Source organism: Microbacterium sp. E-13 (assembly GCF_049912955.1).
GTDB lineage: Bacteria > Actinomycetota > Actinomycetes > Actinomycetales > Microbacteriaceae > Microbacterium.
The window spans coordinates 3595598-3613263 of the sequence record NZ_CP183973.1; the positions used below are offsets into that span (position 1 = coordinate 3595598).

Consider the following 17666-nt stretch of genomic DNA (forward strand, 5'->3'; position numbering starts at 1 on the left):
CCATGACGCTCGCTCGGCATCCCGCGACCCGCCGTGAGCGTGCGACGCGTATCAAGGACCCGCTGATCGATCGCGTCTTCATGATCGGCGTCTACGTTCTTCTCTCGGTTTTCCTGCTCGTGGTGCTCCTGCCCTTGGTCTACATCGTGGCCAACTCGTTGAGCGATGCATCGGCCGTGTCCGCTGGGCGAGTGACGTTCTCGCGACCACCCCTGACGGGACGATCTACGGAATTCCGCAGTGGAACGACTGCTACCACTGCTCTTACCCGAGCAAGCTCTGGATGAACACTCAGTGGCTCAAGACCCTCGGACTCGAGGTCCCCAAGACGACGGATGATCTCTTCGACGTGCTGACGGCGTTCAAGACGAAGGACCCCAACGGCAACGGCGTGGCGGATGAGATTCCGCTGACGGGGAGCGTGTACGACTCGGTGGTGCCCTTCGTCATGGATGCGTTCATCGCCAACAACTGGCACGGCGGCGCGGCCGGACAGCCGGTGTCTCTGGGGCTCGACGGCGACACCGTTCAGCTCCAGCCGGCTCAGGACGGGTGGCGTGACGGCCTTGAGTACCTCCACCGACTCTGGGAGAACGGCCTGATCGACGAATCCGCGTTCTCGCAGGACTCCGATGCGCTCGTCGCGAAGAACAGCGGCGACGGCCCACCCGTCACGGGCGCCTACAACGGCAATAACCCCTGGGGATTCATCCAGGTGGGAATGGACGACGCCCGCGACGCGCAATACGACGCAATCCCTCCCCTCGTCGGCGCGGAGGGCCAGGTCGCGACTTACATCCAGCCGGGCACGCCGGGCGCGACCTTCGTCATCACCAAGGCCGCGAGCAAGGAAAAGCAGAAGAAGCTCATCGAGATTCTCGACTATATGTACACCACGGAAGGTCAGCTGCACGGCCAGTTCGGGCTTGAAGGTGTCAACTGGGTGAAGCCCGCCGACGGCGACGTCGCACTGGACGAGAACCTCGAGCCCCTCTACAAGAGGGTGCCGGCAGATCCGGACAACAAGAAGATGGCGAACACATCCTGGGGGGCGATCGCGCAGTACAACAGCAATGCGACGTTCCGAAACTCCGAGGTGCAGCCGCTCGAGATCTACTCGCCGGATGGATTCGAGCGCCGGCTGTTCGAAGCCACCAAGCTGTACGACGGACTGCGGAGCGACGCTTCCTTCCCGTACTGGAACGTGTGGGTGCCGGAGGAGGATTCCGCCGAGCTGTCCACGTTGCAGACGAACGTCGAAACCTTCATCTCGACATCCGCGGCAGAATTCATCACCGGCTCCAAGGACATCGGTGATGACGCGGCATGGACTGCATACCTCGACGGCCTCGACGGCCTCGGGGCGGCTCGATACATCGAGATCTGGCAGAACGCCTACGACGCCTCGTGACCTCAGAATCAGCCGGGGTGCCGCAGATCACGCTGCGGCACCCCTCGACCCGGAGCTCCGATGACACAGCGAATCAGCCTCGACAGCCCTGCCCGTCAATTCCTGGACTCCTTCCTGCTGGGCAACGGGGTGCTCGGAGCCGCCGTCGGGGGGTTCACCGTCACGGAGTCGTTCGACATCAACGTCGACACTCTGTGGTCCGGCGGACCGCAGAGCGTCGCCCGAGGGCCGCACAGCACACCGATCGAGGACGTGCGCACGGCCATCCGGCAGCACCAGTACGCCGACGCGGACCGGCTTGCCGTGGGCCTGCAAAGCGAAGGATGGACGCAGTCTTACCAGCCGCTGGGGCGGATCGACTGGCGCTACGGAGCCGCGCTGGGCGATTCGCCGGCAGACGGGGCCGCCTACTCACGGGAGCTGGACCTCGCCTCCGCCGTGACCGCGGTGCGCTACATGAGTGAGGCGGGTCCAACCCAGCTGATCGCATTCGTCACTTCGCCGCACGGAGTCCTGGTCGCCGAGGCGACGGGAGAAGCCGGCGACGGAGAGGTGACGTTCGAAAGCGAACACCCCCACAGCGTCGTCGAGCTGGTCGAGGGAGACACGAGCTGGCTGGTGGCGACAGGGCGAGCGCCTGCCCATGCCCTGCCTGAATACGTGGCAGGAGCTGGAAAGGATCTGATCTACGACGAGTCGACGCCCGGCCCGGAGGGGACGGTGGCCGCCGGGATGGGCTGGGCGATGGCGATCGCCTGCCAGCAGCGCGGCGCAAGCCGACGCTTGATCGCTTCGGCTGTCACCGGATTCCGCGGATGGGACAAGAGCCCGGTGGCTGACCTTTCGGCTCTCGCGGATGAGGCGCGCTCACTCGTGACGGCGGCGCTTGATCAGACGACCGAGCAGCTCCTGCGGGAGCACATCTTGGATCACAGAGCGCTCTTCGATCGCGTCGAGCTGGATCTGTCACCGTCGAACAATGAATCCGCCGCTGCGGCCGAGCGCTACTTCGCTCTGGGGCGGTACCTGCTGATCGCGAGTTCGCGAAGAGGCACCCAGGCGGCGAATCTCCAGGGCATCTGGAACACCACGCGCCGGCCGCCCTGGAGCTGCAATTACACCACGAACATCAACGCGCAGATGAACTACTGGCCCGCGGAGGTGACGGGCCTTGCGGAGCTGCATCTCCCATTGCTGAGCCTTGTCTCCGATCTCGCTCTCGCCGGACGCGAGACGGCTCGAACGGTATATTCCGCGCGCGGTTCGGCCGTCCACCACAATACGGATCTCTGGCGATTCACTCCCGCCGTCAGCGGCAAGCCCGAGTGGGCGAACTGGCCGTCGGGGCTGCTCTGGCTGTCGGCGCATCTTGCCGAGCACATCGCCTTCGCCGATCCCGCTGACGCGCAATCGCTGGCCGCAGAGGCCGTGCCGGTGTTCGAGGCCGCGATCAGCTTCGCGCTCGACATGTTGGAGGAGGACGAGGACGGATGGCTCGTCTTCAGCCCGTCTACCTCACCGGAGCACGCCTTCGAATTCGACGGGGCCTATCACGCCGTCTCACGCGGCGCCGCCATGGATCAAGAGCTCGTCCTCGAGGCATTCAACAGTTACCTGGTGGCGGCCCGTATCGCGGGCCACGCGAACGCCGGCCTGATCGACGAGGTGGCCACTGCCCTCGCTCGGGTTCGCCCGCCGCTCGTCGGCGAGGCGGGCGACCTGCTCGAATGGGATGCCGAGCGGATCCCCATGGAGCTCGGTCATCGTCATGTGTCTCATCTGTATGGGGTGTTCCCGGGCTCGCGAATCACGCCGAGGCGTAATCCAGAGCTACTCGAGGCTGCTGCACGGGCGCTGCGTATCCGGCTCGCGAACGGCGGGGGCCACACCGGCTGGAGCCGAGCGTGGGCGCTGTGCCTGGCGGCGCGCTTGGGCGATGCTCTGCTCGCCGAGGAGTCGATCCGCGGCCTCGTGGACGAGCTGAGTTCTGATTCACTCCTCGACACGCACCCACTCGAGGGACGCGCGCCCGCGTTTCAGATCGACGGGAATCTCGGCGGCACGGCCGGCATGGCGGAATTGCTCGTGCAGAGCCACGACGGAGCAATCAGTCTTCTGCCGACCCTGCCCCCGAGCTGGTCCGCCGGGTCGGTTCGAGGGCTGCGCGCGCGCGGCGGACACACCGTCGGTCTCACCTGGACCGACAACGCGCTCGAATCGGCCACGATCGATCAACCGGGCTCGGAGACGACGGTCGAACTCGCCGCGACTCTGGAGCTGCGGGTGATCGGCCCTGAGGGTCCCGTGGGCGTCACAGAGGAGATGCCCGACGCGAGGGGACGCCGACGGCTGAGGTGGCGTGGAGAGTGCGGCCGCTACTCGATCCTCGTCAGATGATCGGTCTTCCCTCGCCTCGCTGAAGCCGTCGATCATGAACCTCACGTTGGCACGGGCGACGCGGAAACAGAACAGGAAACAGATTCCAATGCCGGGGTCACTCTCGCCGCTCGACCCGAACTCTTCGCCGGCACCCGTCGATGTCTCAGACGACTCGTCGGCGCTTGTCGCCGTGCGCGGTCGTACTCGCGAAACATCACCTACTGCGCCGAGATCGTCATCGCAAACGACGCGCTCTCCGTCGTCGTCAACCCGGAGAACGACCGGATCGCTGCAGCTCATCGAGAGCACGAACAGCGTGGTGATCGCCGACAGGACGTTCGGGCGGCTGAGCCGCTCTCACCTGGCACTCGAGTCGTCCAGGTTCGTGGGGCCGCTCTCCGGTCGGGGCGCTGGGGCGGTCGGGGAGTCGTCGACGCTCAGGCTGTGCCAGGTCTCGAACGTCAGGTTCGACGCCGCCTCGACGTCGCCGCCGATCAGCAGGGTGATGAGCTGCTCGTGCCGCACGAGAGATGCGTGACCATCCTCGGCGAAGCGGGCGCGCTCAGCTCGGCGCACGACCGGTCCGAAGTGGTCGAGCACGGACGCTATTGCCTCGTTGCCGAGGACTGTCACCGGAACTCGATGGAACTCTTCATCCGCGTCCATCGCGGCGCCAATGTCCCCCATGCTCAGGGCTTCCGCAAAGCGGCTGTTCGCGCCCTTCATGCGGTCGATTTGCTCCGCCGTGAGCTTCCCTGCGATGCCCTGAACGGCGAGCACATGCATCGCCGCCACGACATCACGTGCGTCGCGAACGGCCTTCGGGTCAATCGTGCTCACGCTCGTCGAGCGGCCCGGTTTGGCGACCACCAGTCCGCTGGAGCCCAGACGTAGCAGCGCCTCGCGTACCGGCGTTCGACTCACTCCGAGCCACTCGGCGAGGTCAGCGTCCCTGAGTTGCTCGCCGGGGAGGAAGGTGCCATCGACGATGGCGTCACGCAGCCGGCGAAAGACATCGTCCCGGAGAAGAGAACGGTTCACACCTGGGACCCGCTGAGGAATCGGCATGCAATATATTGCGCATGCCCCTGGTCGGGCGAGGCCCTGAACATCACGTGTCCGCCGAATCCGCCGTCCGGCGTCGGCGACGTGTTCTCATGCACGGCCACGGGAGCGACCGGATCCAGCTACCTCGTCAACGTGACGATACTCGAGGATTCGATGGTGACGTGGGAACTGGTCGCGCCATAGGCCGGTGACGAGCAACTCCGATCGAACGGGACCAAAGCGGCCCGCGACGATGGTCGTTGACTACGACGGAGTCGGAGTTTCGCCAGTCTCCTGCGCGAACTTCCGCTTGAACTGGGCGAGGAACAGGTCGCGGATCATGCCTTCCTGCAGGACACCGCCGAGCCCCTCCAACTTGCCTTGAGCAAGCTGTCCGCAAACCGCCGTCCAGGCGTAGCCGACCGCGACTACGAACGACCCAGCAACGAGGCCCGTGACGACGTGCTGGGCGCTGATCTTCTCCTGTGGAATGAGTGCGAGGAGCCCATCGGTGACGCTCCCCCGGCCCGCCGTCACCGCCGTGGCCGCGGCTGCCCACGCCACCGCGGCCACTTCCTCGGGCACGCCGTAGACTGCCGCGACGGAGCCCGTCATCCCGAGGACAACGGTGGGGAGCGCCTTCGGATCTTCCTTCAAGAACACGCTTGTCGCCCCGGCTACCGCGCCGGCGGCCCAGACTGCGAGCTGCGCTTGCCGAAACTTGCGCCCAAGATCGATCATTTGCGCTGCGGTGAGGGCGACACGAACCCCTTCGGGCGCAACGCGAAAGGTGGCATCGAGCAGTTCGTCAAGCCCGTGAGAAGGCTGTCCTGTGAAGTCGTCGGCCTGCGCCATGACGGGCAGGGGACGACCGCCGATCAACCATCCGTTCCCCCACAACAATCCTGTCGATCACGCGATAAGCCCATCCACGTCGCCTCTCAGCGTAGGGCGGAGTGCGATAGCTTGGCATCACGCGACACGTACCGCCGGTGGCGAGTGTCGCCCTCGCGGAAGGCGTCCTCAGCCTCTCGCGCACCAACCGAGGATGTGACAACTCGGCGAACGCGACCAGCCCACCTGCCCCACAAGAGCACGTTCGATGTCCTGGCACACGGACTGTCCCCGATGTCGAAGAGACATCGCAATGCACCGACTTCGCCGAGGTTTACGCGATCCTTACGCAAATCGGTTCTCTATGAGAAACCTATGGCCCGCGATCCCAGTGTTTTCAAGGGATTGCGGGCCAGGAAGTTCTGCGGAGACGGAGGGATTTGAACCCTCGGTCCCCTTACGAGGACTCCACCTTAGCAGGGTGGTGCACTAGGCCTGACTATGCGACGTCTCCAGGCATCCGGCCATCAAGACGCGGATGCACCCAGCAATCATAACCGAGTCCGGCACCGCTTCCTGCACCGGGCGTCCGCACCCGCCGCGACGCGGCGTCGGCCCCGGGTGCAGCATCCGTATCACCCGGCGTTCGGGCGCGCTCTTCCCGGTATGCCGTTCACACAGTACGGGGTGCTCAGCGGAACCCTCGTGTCGCACCGGCGCGACGACCCCGACGAGTTCGGGCGCTGGTGGCACGTGAACCTGGTGCTGCGCAGCGGCGCACGGGAGTACCGGGTCGCCGTCGACGTCGACAGCAAGAACTCGGCCGCCGGCGTCCAGTGGAAGACCGTCCGCGCCAGCGGATCGAGGCTCGGCTGGCCGACGCCGCCGACCCCGGGCTTCACGCTGCTCGCCTCGGCACCGGGGACAGGCGCACTCGACGTCATCCGTCACCCCGCGCTGCGCGTCATCGGCATCCGCCGGCTTCTGCGATGGATCTTTCGAGTGACGGATGCTGTATCCGCCGCGCGATCTCCGTTCTGGCTCCCCTTCCTGAGGCCGTGGCGCTCGGGCGATCAGCTGCAGGCTTCGCAGGCGCTCGAGGCGACCCTCGGCGTCGGCGCCCCCACCCTCGTGTGGGGCGAGCCGTTCCCCGAGGGTGCTCCCGCGGCGTCGGTGCAGGGCATCCATAACGTCCACCAGAATCAGGGCGACCCTGCCGGGTCTCAGTGGTGGCCCGAGAACGGGATCTGGCAGGACGGCGGCGTGGCCACACAGCAGCCCGACGGCAGCTGGCTGGTCTTCGTCTCGAAGTTCTCGACGCAGAGCGACCGCACCGACACCCAGGGCCACCCCCTGTAGCGGGCCGGGCGTTCGCGGATCACTCCGCGATCGTCACTCGGTTGCCGCCGCGGTTCTTGGCGGCGTACATGGCCTGGTCCGCCCGGCGGATGAGGTGGTCCACGCTGGCGGCGCTCCAGCCGTCGCCCGATTGGGCGATGCCGATGCTCGCGCCGATCGGCAGCGACTCCGTCAAGAAGCCGTACTCCTGCTCGACGGCGGTGCGCAGCCGCTCCGCGATCTCCACGGCACCTTGCGGGTCGACATCGCACACGACGACGAACTCGTCGCCGCCGTAGCGCGCGACGACGTCGGTGTCACGCACGTTGGCTTGCAGCCGGCGCGCGACCTCCCGCAGCACCGCATCGCCGATCTCGTGACCCAGCCGGTCGTTCACGGCCTTGAACCCGTCGAGGTCGATGAAGATGACGGCGGCATGCGACAGATCGCGCAGCGCGGCGAGCTCATCCAGGCTGCGGCGATTGGGCAGGTCGGTGATCTCGTCGTGCATCGCGGCGTGCTCGAGCCGCTGCTGCAGACGGAGCGCCGCGAGCTTCTGCGACGCCTGGCCGGCGAGCGCTTCGGCCAGGGGCGACGCCTCCTCGTCGAAGACCCGGGGGTGACGGAAGAAGCACGCGTAGATGCCGAGCGGCACACCCTCGAGGTGCAGCGGCGCGGCGATGAACGCGTCGACGTGCGACTGTCTCATGGCTGCCGCGACGGCCGGTGAGAGGCGCTCCGCCTCCGCCAGGCCGCTCACCTTGATCACGTCGTGGAGGTCGCGGACCGGATTCGAGACGGATGCCGCGGGGAAGGCTTCGTCGAACGGATTGGTGCCCGCCGTGCGCTGCAGCAGGCCGTCGTCGTCGTACAGCATGACGAGCGACTCCTCGGCCTGATACGCCTGCGCCGCTGTCGCGGCGAGGATCGTGCTGAGGCGCTCGTCGCTCGTCGCCGTCGCGAAGGCGATGGACGCGTCCATGATCAGCTGCAGGCGCGTCTGGGTGCGATCGGCAAGGCTGTGAAGGCGCCGCAGGCGGTTGCCCGACGCCAGCCGGTCGGAAGCGTCCACGAGAGTCAGGAGCGTCCCGTCGCCGTTGCCGCACCGTACGACCAGCAAGGCCTGATCGGGATCGTCGGGGCTCGCCATCATCCGCGAGTTCGTGACGCCGTCGAGGAAGTCGGTGACGGGGACGAGCAGGTCCGACAGCGGGAGCCCTACCGGTTCCCGCCCGGCCCAGTTGCGGAACCAGGCATTGCTCGTGACGATGCGATCGTCGGCGTCCAGGCGGACCACGCCCGCCGGAAGCGCGTCGATCTCCGCACCACTCATCGGTTCCCTCCACCGCGTCGGGTGCGCGGTCCTGCACACGAAAATCTATCGGAGCGGCAGCGTCCGCAAACCTCAATCGTACGCAAAACGAACAGCGAGTGCGCAGCATGATCACTCGGTCGCGAGACGTCGGAAATCGATCTTCCGAACGTCGCCCGATCGCGTCGGCTCAGTTCTCGGGCACCGTGCAGGTGGTCTGCGCGGCGGTCTGTCCCGCGATGCCGGATGGCAGTTCCACGCGCGTGTCGGTGGCAGCCGGGGTCTCGCCGGCGAGCGGCGTCTCGGTCGCATCCGGAGCCGGGGTCGCACCCGGCTGGGCCACCTCTCCTGTCACCTCGACGCCGTAGCCCTGGCTCGCATCGCCGGTGAGCGCCAGTGGCTGATTCGCCTTCAGAGCGTCGAACAGCACCTGCGCAGCATCCTTCACCGGAAGCACCCGGCGTCCGTCGTTCGAGTACACCGTCGGGTACTGCACGAAGACGATGTCTTCGTACGGCACGTCCTTCACGGCCATCGCGATCTGCACCATGAGAGCGGGTTTGGTGAGGCCGGAGCTCAGCACGAGCTGGCCCTCCTGCACCTGGCTGATGAAGGTCGTCGCCAGGTTCAGCAGCGTCGCCGGATTCGACAGCACCGCCCCCGACTGCAGCTTGCGCACCATCGACGACATGAACTGCTGCTGGTTCGAGATGCGTCCGAGGTCGGACCCGTCGCCTATGCCGTGACGGATGCGGAGGAACTGCAGCGCCTCGACGCCCTGCAGCGTATGGGTGCCCGCAGTGAGGTTGAGGCCCGTGTGCACGTCGCTGATGTCGCCGGCGACGCAGACGTCGACGCCGCCGATGGCGTCGGACATGTTGATCACGCCGGTCCAGCGGATGGCGGCGGCGAAGTCGATCTGCTCATCGATCAGCGATTCGACCGTCCGCACGGTGCAGGCCAGTCCCCCGTACTGATAGGAGGCGTTGATCATCTGCGACGACAGGGCCGCGTAGTCGCCCTCGCCGTCCTCCTCGGGGCAGGAGGGGATCGGCACGAGCATGTCGCGCGGGAACGACACGACCGTCACACGGCGCGGCTCGTCCGAGATGTGCAGGAGCATGGTGACGTCGTTGCGCTCGCCCGGCGAGTCGTCGTTCGCGCAGCGTGGGAAGAGCTTGACGTCCTGCCCCTCGCACGAGTCCGAGCCGACCAGGAGCAGGTTCACGCCACCCTCGATCGCGCCGAGCGACGGCGGCAGCGGCTCGCCGCCGTCGAGCACGACCGCGTTGGCCGAGATGGCCTGCGCCGCATCCCACACGTTGTAGGCGGCGATGCCCGCGGCGCTCACACCGAAGACTCCCAGCACGACACCGAGCATGGAGAGGAGGGTGAGGAACGGATGGCGCGACTTCAGCGCGCCGTGACGCGCGAGCGGCGCCCGGCCCTCGGCAGAGGGCTGGTTCCACCCCGCCATCAGCCGGCGGCCTTGACGTTGCCGGCGGAGCAGGTCTGCTGGGCCGCGTTCTGCCCCGGAATGCTGTCGGGGAGCGCCACGGCGGTCGCGCCCGGCGTCGGTGTCGCGGTGGGGTCGGCGGGCGCATCGGTGGCCCCGGGTTCGGCGACGATCACGCCTCCGGTGAGGTCCTGATCGTGCGTCACCTGGATGCCCTCGTTGGCAGCCAGCGCCGCCCACAGCTGCTCGGCCGAGTCGTAGTCGGGGACGACGCGGTTGGGGTCGTACGGGTCCTCGAGAACCGGGTACTGCACGAAGACGATGTCTTCGAAGGGCACATCCTTCACGGCGAGCGCGATCTGCACGAGCGTCATGGGGTTCGTCAGCGACTTGCTCGGCGTGATGTTGTCGACCGCGGTCGTGGCGAGCTTGTACAGCGTCGCCGGGTTCGTGAGCACCTCGTCGCTGACGAGCTTGCGCGCCAGGCTCGACATGTACTGCTGCTGGTTGCTGATGCGCGCCAGGTCGCTGCCGTTCTCGAGGCCGTGCCGGGTGCGCAGGAACTGCAGGGCCTCCACTCCCTTGATCGTGCGCGGGCCCGCCGGCCAGTCGATGGCGGTGTACCGGTCCTTGATGCCGCCGTTGCCGATGCAGACCTCCACGCCGCCGATCGCATCGGTGATGTTGATGACGTTGCCGAAGCTCACCTTGGCCGCCAGCGGGATGCTCTCACCGCTCAGCTCGCTGATCGTCTTCGCGACGCAAGACAGCCCGCCGTAACCCCAGGCCGAGTTGATCTGCGCCTTCGAGACGCCGCCTGCCGAACTGCCGTCCTCCCCGGTGCACTCCGGGATCGGCACCATCAGGTCGCGCGGGAACGACACGACCGTCACGCGGCGAGGGTTGTCGGAGATGTGGACGAGCATGTTGACGTCGTTGAGCTGACCCTCGGCCTCCGCACCCGTGCAGCGGTCGCCGAAGAGGTAGGCGAACTCCTTCTCGCACTCGTCGGTGCCCACCAGGAGCAGGTCGACGCCGCCCTCGATCGCGCCGATGTCGGGCGGGACCGAGCCCTGGCCCTCGAGATCGACCGCATCGTCGGCGAAGCTCGCCCCGATGTCGGTCACGGCATACGCGGCGACGCCGACCCCCGAGACGAGCACGACGGCGGCGATGATGCCCACGAGTCTCGCGATGAAACCGAACGGGCTCGGGGACGACAGCGCGCCGTGGCGGGCGACCGTGCGACGGCCTCGCCTCGGGTGCTTGTGCGTCGAGCCCAATGAAGTTCCTTTCGGGGTCCCCCGGCACACCATTCTGCGGAGGGTGTGGGATTCGAACCCACGGGACATTGCTGCCCACTGGTTTTCAAGACCAGGTCCATCGGCCGCTCGGACAACCCTCCCGACACATGCCGCCCCGGGGGCGGCATCCGTCGAACAGGCGTCGAGTCTAGCCGACAGCACTGTCGCCTCATTCTTGCAACGACGGCTGGCAATCCTCTGAAGGACGCGCGCGACCTGTGGACAAACGGCGGCGGGCGCGGTCAGAGGCGGCGGAGCACGTCGGCGACGCCGCCGTCGTGCACCGACGACGTGGTCTCGCCCGCCGCGTCGCGCACCTCCTGGGGGCCCTGGGCCATCGCGACGGCACGACCGCCGTTGTCGAGCGCCCAGCGGAACATGCCGACGTCGTTGCGGCCATCTCCCACCACCAGCACGTGCGCGGGGTCGATGCCCAGCTCGTTCCGCACGAGCTCCAGGCCGGTGCTCTTGTCGACGCCCATCGGCGCGATGTCGAGCCACGCCGTCCAGCCGACGGAATACGAGACGTGGTTGAGCCCGATGCGCTTCACGAGCTCGACGAACTCCTGCTCGCCCTGGTCGGGCGACACCACGACGATGCGGCAGACGGGCTGCGCACCGAGCTCCTCGAACGGCACCCGTCGCGCGTGCACGAGGTTCCAGTCCTCGAGGTACTCGGTGTACAGGCGCTGACCATCCGCGAGCTCGACGAGGTAGCGGGCGTCGGGCAGGTGCACGCGCAGCTGCGCGAGCACCTCGCGCGGGTCGAACGTCTCGACGTGCCAGCGGTCGTAGCGCAGTTCGTCGGCTTCGACCCGCTGGAGCACGACCGCTCCGTTCGAGCACACCACGTACTCCGGCGCGATTCCGAGCACGCGCACGATGCCGCGCGTGCCCTCCCAGCTGCGTCCCGTCGCGACCATCACCTCGTGGCCGGCGCGGTGCGCGTGGGCGATGGCGTCGACCACGCCCGGGCTGAGCGACTCGTCCTCCAGCAGCACCGTGCCGTCGATGTCGAGCGCGATGAGCAGCTGCTCGGTGGCGACGGCAGGGTTCTCGGTGTCGCGGGCCACCCGCTCCACCAGCTTGGCGGCCTTCTTCGGTGCGACGACCCTGATGGAGCCGGTCTTCGGCAGGTGCGCCTCGGTCACGCGATCGGCTCCATGACCTCGAGTCCGCCGAGGAAGGGTCGCAGCACCTCCGGCACCGAGACCGAGCCGTCCTCGCGCTGGTGGGTCTCGAGCAGCGCGACGATCCAGCGCGTGGTGGCCAGCGTGCCGTTGAGGGTCGCCACCGGCTGCGTCCTGCCCCCGTCGGGACGGTAGCGGATGTCGAGCCGGCGGGCCTGATAGGTCGTGCAGTTCGAGGTGGAGGTGAGCTCGCGGTACGCGTTCTGCGTCGGCACCCAGGCCTCGACGTCGTACTTGCGGGCGGCGCTCGAGCCGAGGTCTCCGGCGGCGACGTCGATCACGCGGTACGACAGACCCAGGTCCTGCAGCATCCGCTCCTGCATCTCGACGAGGCGCAGGTGCTCGGTCTCCGCCTCTTCAGGCGTCGTGTAGACGAACATCTCGAGCTTGTTGAACTGGTGCACGCGGATGATGCCCCGGGTGTCCTTGCCGTACGAGCCGGCCTCGCTGCGGTAGCAGGTCGACCAGCCGGCGTAGCGCTTCGCTCCGCGCGACAGGTCGAGGATCTCGTTCATGTGATAACCGGCGAGCGGCACCTCGCTCGTGCCGACGAGGTACAGGTCGTCGTCTTCGAGGTGGTAGACCTCCGCCGAGTGCTTGCCCAGGAACCCGGTGCCCCGCATCACCTCGGGCCGCACGAGCGTCGGCGGGATGACCGGCGTGAACCCGGCCTGGAGCGCGCGGTCGAGCGCGAGGTTCATGAGCGCGATCTCGAGCCGCGCGCCGATGCCGGTGAGGAAGTAGAAGCGGCTGCCCGACACCTTGGTGCCCCGCTCCATGTCGATGGCGCCGAGCCGCTCGCCGAGGTCCAGGTGGTCGCGCGGCTCGAAGCCGAACGCCGGGATCTCGCCGTGCGTGCGCAGCGTGACGAAGTCGTCCTCGCCGCCCGCGGGCACCCCCTCGATAACGATGTTCTCGAGCGCCGAGAAGGCGTCGGCCGATGCCTCTTCGGCGGCGGCCACCGCGTGCTGCGCCTGCTTGACCCGCTCGCTCAGCTCCTTCGCCTGGGCGACGAGGGCGGCCTTCTCCTCCTTGGGAGCCTGCGCGACCTTCTTGCCGTGCGCGTTCTGCTCCGCACGGAGCTCTTCGAACGCCGTGATCGCCGCCCGTCGTGCACGGTCGGCCTCGATCGCGGCGTCGACCGTCTCGGGCGGCTCGCCCCGCGCCTCCTGCGAGCGCTTGACCAGCTCGGGATTTTCGCGGAGCAGCACGGGATCGATCACCCTGCAAGCTTAGTCGGCGCGTGCAGAACGGCGTCCGGCTGTCAAGTCCCCTGCCGCAGGCGACGGGTGACGGTTTCTCGTCCTAATCTGGACCGCATGGCGACCGCATCCGGCTCGGGCGAAGAATCACCCAGCGACGACGTTCCGACCGCGGGCGCTTCGGGCGACGCTCCCACCAGCGGGGCCGCGGGCGACGCTGCCTCCCGGGGCGTCGCGGGCGACGCGCCGGTCGAAGACGTCGCGACCGGGGAGATCCCCGCCGATCTCAATCCGCACCCGGCCGACGCGATCTACGCCGACGGGCCGAGCACGTCCGAGATCGACGTCTCCGACGTCGCGGCGGAGGGAACGGACGCTGCGGCCGGATCCGCGAAAGGCAACGCGCCCGCTGAAGCCGACGCGTCCGCCAAGACGGGCGGGGACGCTTCCGCCACAGCCGAGGCCGAGCCACCCGACCCCGAGGCGGCGGCCGAGCCCGACGACGTGATCCGCGAGCCGGGCGATGTCGGGTCCGACACCACCGATGACGACAGCGGCGAGGCCCGTCGCGTGGGGCCAGGCGGCGAGACGCGTCCGATCGGATCCGAGGGCGAGCGCCCGTCGCCGAAGGCGGCGCTCGTGTACAACCCGATCAAGGTCGACGCCGATGCGCTGCGCGACACCGTCACGCGCCTGGCCGCCGAGGCCGGCTGGTCGGAGCCCCTCTTCTACGAGACCACCGTCGACGACCTCGGCGACGACGTGACGCGGCAGGCGCTCGACGAGGGTGTCGACGCCGTCCTCGTGGCGGGCGGCGACGGCACCGTGCGGGCGGTGTCGGAGGCGATGAGCGGCTCCGGCGTGCCGCTGTCGATCGTGCCGAGCGGCACGGGCAACCTGCTCGCGCGCAACCTCAAGCTCCCGCTGACCGAGCCGGACGCCATGGTGCGTGCGGTCTTCGACGGCGACACCACGTCGATCGACGTGGGCTGGACCGAGCTGGCACGCCCCGACGGCACGAGCGCCGAGCACGCCTTCGTCGTCATGGGCGGCATCGGCCTCGACGCCGCCATGATCGCCAACACCAGCCCGCAGCTGAAGAAGACGGTCGGCTGGGTCGCCTACGTCGACGGCGCGGCGCGGTCGCTCACGAGCGCGAAGCCCTTCCGCGTCGTCTACGAGCTGCCGGGCCACCGCCTGCACTCGGCGCGCGTGCAGAGCGTTCTCTTCGCCAACTGCGGCAAGCTTCCCGCCGGCCTCGACCTCATCCCCGAGGCATCCGTCGCCGACGGCGCCCTCGACATCGTGATCTTCCAGCCCAAGGGGCTCTTCGGCTGGCTCTTCGTGTGGCGCCGCGTGGCATGGGACAACAGCTTCCTGCGCCGCTTCCGCGCCGGCCGCCGGGTGCTGTCGCTGCGCACGAGGGACAACGCCGTCGTCTACTCGCGCGGCGCGGGCATCGAGCTCGCGGCACATGACGCGCAGCCGGTGCAGCTGGACGGCGACGAGTTCGGCGAGGCGCTGTCGGTGAAGACGCGCGTGGAGCCCTCGGCGCTCCTGCTCGTCGTCCCCAAGGGCCACACCACCGAAGACCTATGACGGAACGGATGCTGGCGGCCGCAGCATCCGTTCTGCTCGTGTCCGCCGCCTGTGGCGACGACCTGGCGGGGTCGGGTTGAAGGTGGCAGAAGACGCCGCCTGCCGGACGACGACGCGACCACACCTGCCACTTCAAGTCGCGGCCGCCAGGTGAAGGTGGCAGAGGACCCCGCTTCCCGCGCCCCGACCCGACCACACCTGCCACCTCAAGGTCGCACCGCGAGACGAAGGTGACAGAGGACCCCGCCTCCCGCGCCCCGACGCGACCACACCTGTCACCTCAAGGTCGCACCCGCCAGGTGAAGGTGGCAGAGGACGCCGCCTCCCGTGCCCCGACGCGACCACACCTGTCACCTCAAGGTCGCACCCGCCAGGTGAAGGTGGCAGAGGACGCCGCCTCCCGTGCCCCGACGCGACGGGCGCCGCGGCGAGGGTTGTCAAGAGGGGTCGCGCCGTGGATCCGGGCGGCAGGATGGGGCCATGCCCGGTCCTACCATCGTGTGGTTCCGCGACGACCTGCGTCTGGCCGACAACCCCGCCCTGCGCGCGGCGGTCGATCGCGGCGAGCCGATCATCGCCCTCTACGTGTTCGATGAGGAGTCCCCCGGTGTGCGTCCCCTGGGCGGCGCCGCCCGGTGGTGGCTGCACCACTCGCTGACCTCGCTCGGCGAACGCCTGCGCGAGCGGGGCGCGAGCCTCGTGCTGCGGCGGGGGCCGGCCGACCGCGTGGTACGGGAGGTCGTGAGGGATGCCGCGGCCGGCGCCGTCTTCTGGAACCGCCGCTACGGCGGCCCCGAGCGCACGATCGATGCAGGCCTGAAGGCCGCGCTTCGCGACGACGACGTCGAGGTGGCGTCGTTCGCCGGGTCGCTGCTGTTCGAGCCCTGGACCGTCACCACCGGCGCAGGAACGCACTTCTCGGTGTTCACGCCGTTCTGGCGCGCCTGCCTCGCGCTGCCGTCGCCCCGGGCGCCGCTGCCCGAGCCGCGCGAGCTCGCCGGGATCCGCCGGGTGCCGCCATCCGATCCCCTCGACGACTGGCGCCTGCTCCCCCGCGACCCCGACTGGGCAGGCGGACTTCGGGAGACGTGGGAGCCCGGCGAACCCGCCGCGCGACGGCGCCTCCGGCAGTTCGTCGAGCACGACCTCGCCTCCTACGACCGCGCGCGGGACGAGCCGGCCGCCGGCGCGACGTCGCTGCTGTCGCCGCGGCTGCGGTGGGGCGAGGTGAGCCCGTACACCGTGTGGCACGAGGCCATCGAGGCCGGCAACGGAGGGCGCTTCCTCTCCGAGCTCGGCTGGCGGGAGTTCGCCTGGCACACCCTGTACCGCTTCCCCGATCTCGCGACCAAGAACCTGCGGCCGGAATTCGACGCGTTCCCGTGGCCGCAGCCGTTGCCGACCCACCTGGACGCGTGGCGGCACGGCCGCACCGGCGTTCCCCTCGTCGACGCCGGGATGCGCGAGCTGTGGCACACGGGCTACATGCACAACCGCGTGCGGATGGTGGCGGCATCCTTCCTCGTCAAGAACCTGCTCATCGACTGGCGCCGGGGCGAGGAATGGTTCTGGGACACGCTGGTCGACGCCGACGGAGCGAACAACGCGTTCAACTGGCAGTGGGTCGCGGGGTCGGGCGCCGACGCTGCTCCGTACTTCCGCATCTTCAACCCGGTGCTGCAGGCGAAGAGGTTCGACCCCGACGGGCACTACGTGCGGGCGTGGGCGCCGGAGCTCCTCGGCGACGATCCGCCGGAGCCGGTCGTCGACCTCGGCGCGACGCGTCAGGCCGCGCTCGACGCGTACGAGCACGTCAAGAGCGCCGCGCGCTCGTGAGCGGGGGAAGCCCCCGCGGATGACGGCGCGTTGCACCGGGGCGGAATGCGACGCCCGGCACCGGGGTTCAAGCCCGTCATGACAACGATCGGAATCATCGGTGCAGGACACATCGGCAGCGCGCTCGCCCGCGCCTTCTCGGGACTCGGCTACGACGTCGTGATCTCGAACTCGCGCGGCCCCGAGAGCCTGGCGGAGCTCGTGGAGGAGCTGGGGCCGAAGGTCACCGCGGCGAACGCGATCGACGCGGCCGAAGCCGCCGACATCGCCGTCGTCACCGTGCCCCTCAAGGCGCTGAAGGATGTGCCGGTCCAGCCTCTCGCCGGCAAGATCGTGCTCGACACCAACAACTACTACTTCGAACGCGACGGCCACATCGACGCCCTCGATCGCGGCGAGGCGACGACATCCGGCCTCCTCCAGGAGCATCTCCCGGCCTCCAAGGTCGTCAAGGCCTTCAACCACATCTTGGCCTCCGACATCAACGCCGGCGGACATCCCGCGGGAGACCCCGCGCGCCGCGCCCTGGGCACCGCGAGCGACCACCCCGAGGCGGTCGAGTTCGTCACCGGCGTCTACGACGCTCTCGGCTTCGACACGGTGAGCGCCGGTCCGCTCAGCGAGTCGTGGCGCCTCGAGCGCGACCGTCCTGCGTACGTCGTCCGGCAGACCGCCGACCAGTTGCGCGAGAACCTCGCGAAGGCGAACCGCCTGCCGTAGCGGGCGGCGCCTCCGGCCCGCGCGCCGCGGGGTCGGAG

At 68.7% G+C, this 17666-nt stretch carries 13 protein-coding genes, 2 tRNA genes and 1 pseudogene; 7 read left to right on the forward strand and 9 right to left on the reverse strand.

What is annotated here, in order from left to right; translation table 11 throughout:
• The first annotated feature begins 2 nt into the window (after positions 1-2).
• The 3 genes from ACN9MP_RS16695 to ACN9MP_RS16705 are packed head-to-tail and all read left to right on the forward strand — an operon-like array spanning position 3 to position 3808.
• Complete coding sequence (locus ACN9MP_RS16695; RefSeq protein ID WP_426322044.1) at positions 3-287, forward strand: hypothetical protein; 285 nt, start codon at positions 3-5, stop codon at positions 285-287.
• Positions 284-1411, forward strand: a complete 1128-nt coding sequence (locus tag ACN9MP_RS16700) for a hypothetical protein (RefSeq protein ID WP_426322046.1) — start codon at positions 284-286, stop codon at positions 1409-1411. Before ACN9MP_RS16695 ends, ACN9MP_RS16700 begins: the two co-directional genes overlap by 4 nt.
• A gap of 60 nt (positions 1412-1471) precedes the next feature.
• Positions 1472-3808 carry a glycosyl hydrolase family 95 catalytic domain-containing protein gene (locus tag ACN9MP_RS16705; RefSeq protein ID WP_426322048.1) on the forward strand — a complete coding sequence of 779 codons (2337 nt, stop codon included), beginning with the start codon at positions 1472-1474 and terminating at the stop codon, positions 3806-3808.
• A gap of 339 nt (positions 3809-4147) precedes the next feature.
• Here the strand turns inward: ACN9MP_RS16705 and ACN9MP_RS16710 are convergent, their stop codons facing one another.
• From ACN9MP_RS16710 to ACN9MP_RS16720, 3 genes are all read right to left on the reverse strand, one after another.
• On the reverse strand, positions 4148-4858 hold the full coding sequence (locus ACN9MP_RS16710) for a GntR family transcriptional regulator (protein ID WP_426322050.1): 711 nt from the start codon (positions 4856-4858) through the stop codon (positions 4148-4150).
• A gap of 243 nt (positions 4859-5101) precedes the next feature.
• On the reverse strand, positions 5102-5692 hold the full coding sequence (locus ACN9MP_RS16715) for a hypothetical protein (protein ID WP_426322052.1): 591 nt from the start codon (positions 5690-5692) through the stop codon (positions 5102-5104).
• Between the two features lie 404 nt (positions 5693-6096).
• Positions 6097-6185, reverse strand: a tRNA-Ser gene (locus ACN9MP_RS16720).
• A gap of 152 nt (positions 6186-6337) precedes the next feature.
• On the opposite strand from ACN9MP_RS16720, the gene ACN9MP_RS16725 reads away from it, so the two are divergent.
• A complete protein-coding gene (locus ACN9MP_RS16725) occupies positions 6338-7030 on the forward strand; it encodes a DUF2278 family protein (protein ID WP_426322053.1) in 693 nt (230 codons plus the stop codon).
• Between the two features lie 19 nt (positions 7031-7049).
• On the opposite strand, the gene ACN9MP_RS16730 is transcribed toward ACN9MP_RS16725, so the two are convergent.
• From ACN9MP_RS16730 to serS, 6 genes are all read right to left on the reverse strand, one after another.
• The gene (locus ACN9MP_RS16730; RefSeq protein WP_426322055.1) at positions 7050-8342 is read right to left on the reverse strand and encodes a diguanylate cyclase; all 1293 of its coding nucleotides are present in this window, start codon (positions 8340-8342) and stop codon (positions 7050-7052) included.
• Positions 8343-8511: 169 nt separating this feature from the next.
• Entirely contained in the window at positions 8512-9798 is a 1287-nt protein-coding gene (locus tag ACN9MP_RS16735) for an LCP family protein (protein WP_426322057.1), read from the reverse strand.
• On the reverse strand, positions 9798-11060 hold the full coding sequence (locus ACN9MP_RS16740) for an LCP family protein (RefSeq protein WP_426322059.1): 1263 nt from the start codon (positions 11058-11060) through the stop codon (positions 9798-9800). The genes ACN9MP_RS16735 and ACN9MP_RS16740 overlap by 1 nt, the downstream gene beginning before the upstream one ends.
• 37 nt (positions 11061-11097) lie before the next feature.
• Positions 11098-11182, reverse strand: a tRNA-Ser gene (locus ACN9MP_RS16745).
• A 141-nt stretch (positions 11183-11323) separates the two neighbouring features.
• The gene (locus tag ACN9MP_RS16750) at positions 11324-12232 is read right to left on the reverse strand and encodes an HAD family hydrolase (RefSeq protein WP_426322061.1); all 909 of its coding nucleotides are present in this window, start codon (positions 12230-12232) and stop codon (positions 11324-11326) included.
• On the reverse strand, positions 12229-13494 hold the full coding sequence (serS, locus tag ACN9MP_RS16755; RefSeq protein ID WP_426322063.1) for a serine--tRNA ligase: 1266 nt from the start codon (positions 13492-13494) through the stop codon (positions 12229-12231). The genes ACN9MP_RS16750 and serS overlap by 4 nt, the downstream gene beginning before the upstream one ends.
• Positions 13495-13590: 96 nt before the next feature.
• Between serS and ACN9MP_RS16760 the strand changes: the two genes are divergently transcribed.
• The 3 genes and pseudogenes from ACN9MP_RS16760 to ACN9MP_RS16770 all read left to right on the forward strand — a co-directional run.
• Entirely contained in the window at positions 13591-15072 is a 1482-nt protein-coding gene (locus ACN9MP_RS16760) for a diacylglycerol kinase family protein (protein WP_426322065.1), read from the forward strand.
• A 480-nt stretch (positions 15073-15552) separates the two neighbouring features.
• Positions 15553-16908, forward strand: a complete 1356-nt coding sequence (locus ACN9MP_RS16765; protein WP_426322067.1) for a cryptochrome/photolyase family protein — start codon at positions 15553-15555, stop codon at positions 16906-16908.
• Between the two features lie 21 nt (positions 16909-16929).
• Positions 16930-17628, forward strand: a pseudogene (locus tag ACN9MP_RS16770) (NADPH-dependent F420 reductase); the annotation flags it as partial.
• Positions 17629-17666 lie beyond the last annotated feature (38 nt).

Coding starts and splice junctions, on each gene's coding strand:
- ACN9MP_RS16695 (WP_426322044.1), top strand. CDS start 3: ATGACGCTCGCTCGGCATCCCGCGACCCGCCGTGAGCGTGCGACGCGT.
- ACN9MP_RS16700 (WP_426322046.1), top strand. CDS start 284: ATGAACACTCAGTGGCTCAAGACCCTCGGACTCGAGGTCCCCAAGACG.
- ACN9MP_RS16705 (WP_426322048.1), top strand. CDS start 1,472: ATGACACAGCGAATCAGCCTCGACAGCCCTGCCCGTCAATTCCTGGAC.
- ACN9MP_RS16710 (WP_426322050.1), bottom strand. CDS start 4,858: ATGCCGATTCCTCAGCGGGTCCCAGGTGTGAACCGTTCTCTTCTCCGG.
- ACN9MP_RS16715 (WP_426322052.1), bottom strand. CDS start 5,692: ATGGCGCAGGCCGACGACTTCACAGGACAGCCTTCTCACGGGCTTGAC.
- ACN9MP_RS16725 (WP_426322053.1), top strand. CDS start 6,338: ATGCCGTTCACACAGTACGGGGTGCTCAGCGGAACCCTCGTGTCGCAC.
- ACN9MP_RS16730 (WP_426322055.1), bottom strand. CDS start 8,342: ATGAGTGGTGCGGAGATCGACGCGCTTCCGGCGGGCGTGGTCCGCCTG.
- ACN9MP_RS16735 (WP_426322057.1), bottom strand. CDS start 9,798: ATGGCGGGGTGGAACCAGCCCTCTGCCGAGGGCCGGGCGCCGCTCGCG.
- ACN9MP_RS16760 (WP_426322065.1), top strand. CDS start 13,591: ATGGCGACCGCATCCGGCTCGGGCGAAGAATCACCCAGCGACGACGTT.
- ACN9MP_RS16765 (WP_426322067.1), top strand. CDS start 15,553: ATGCCCGGTCCTACCATCGTGTGGTTCCGCGACGACCTGCGTCTGGCC.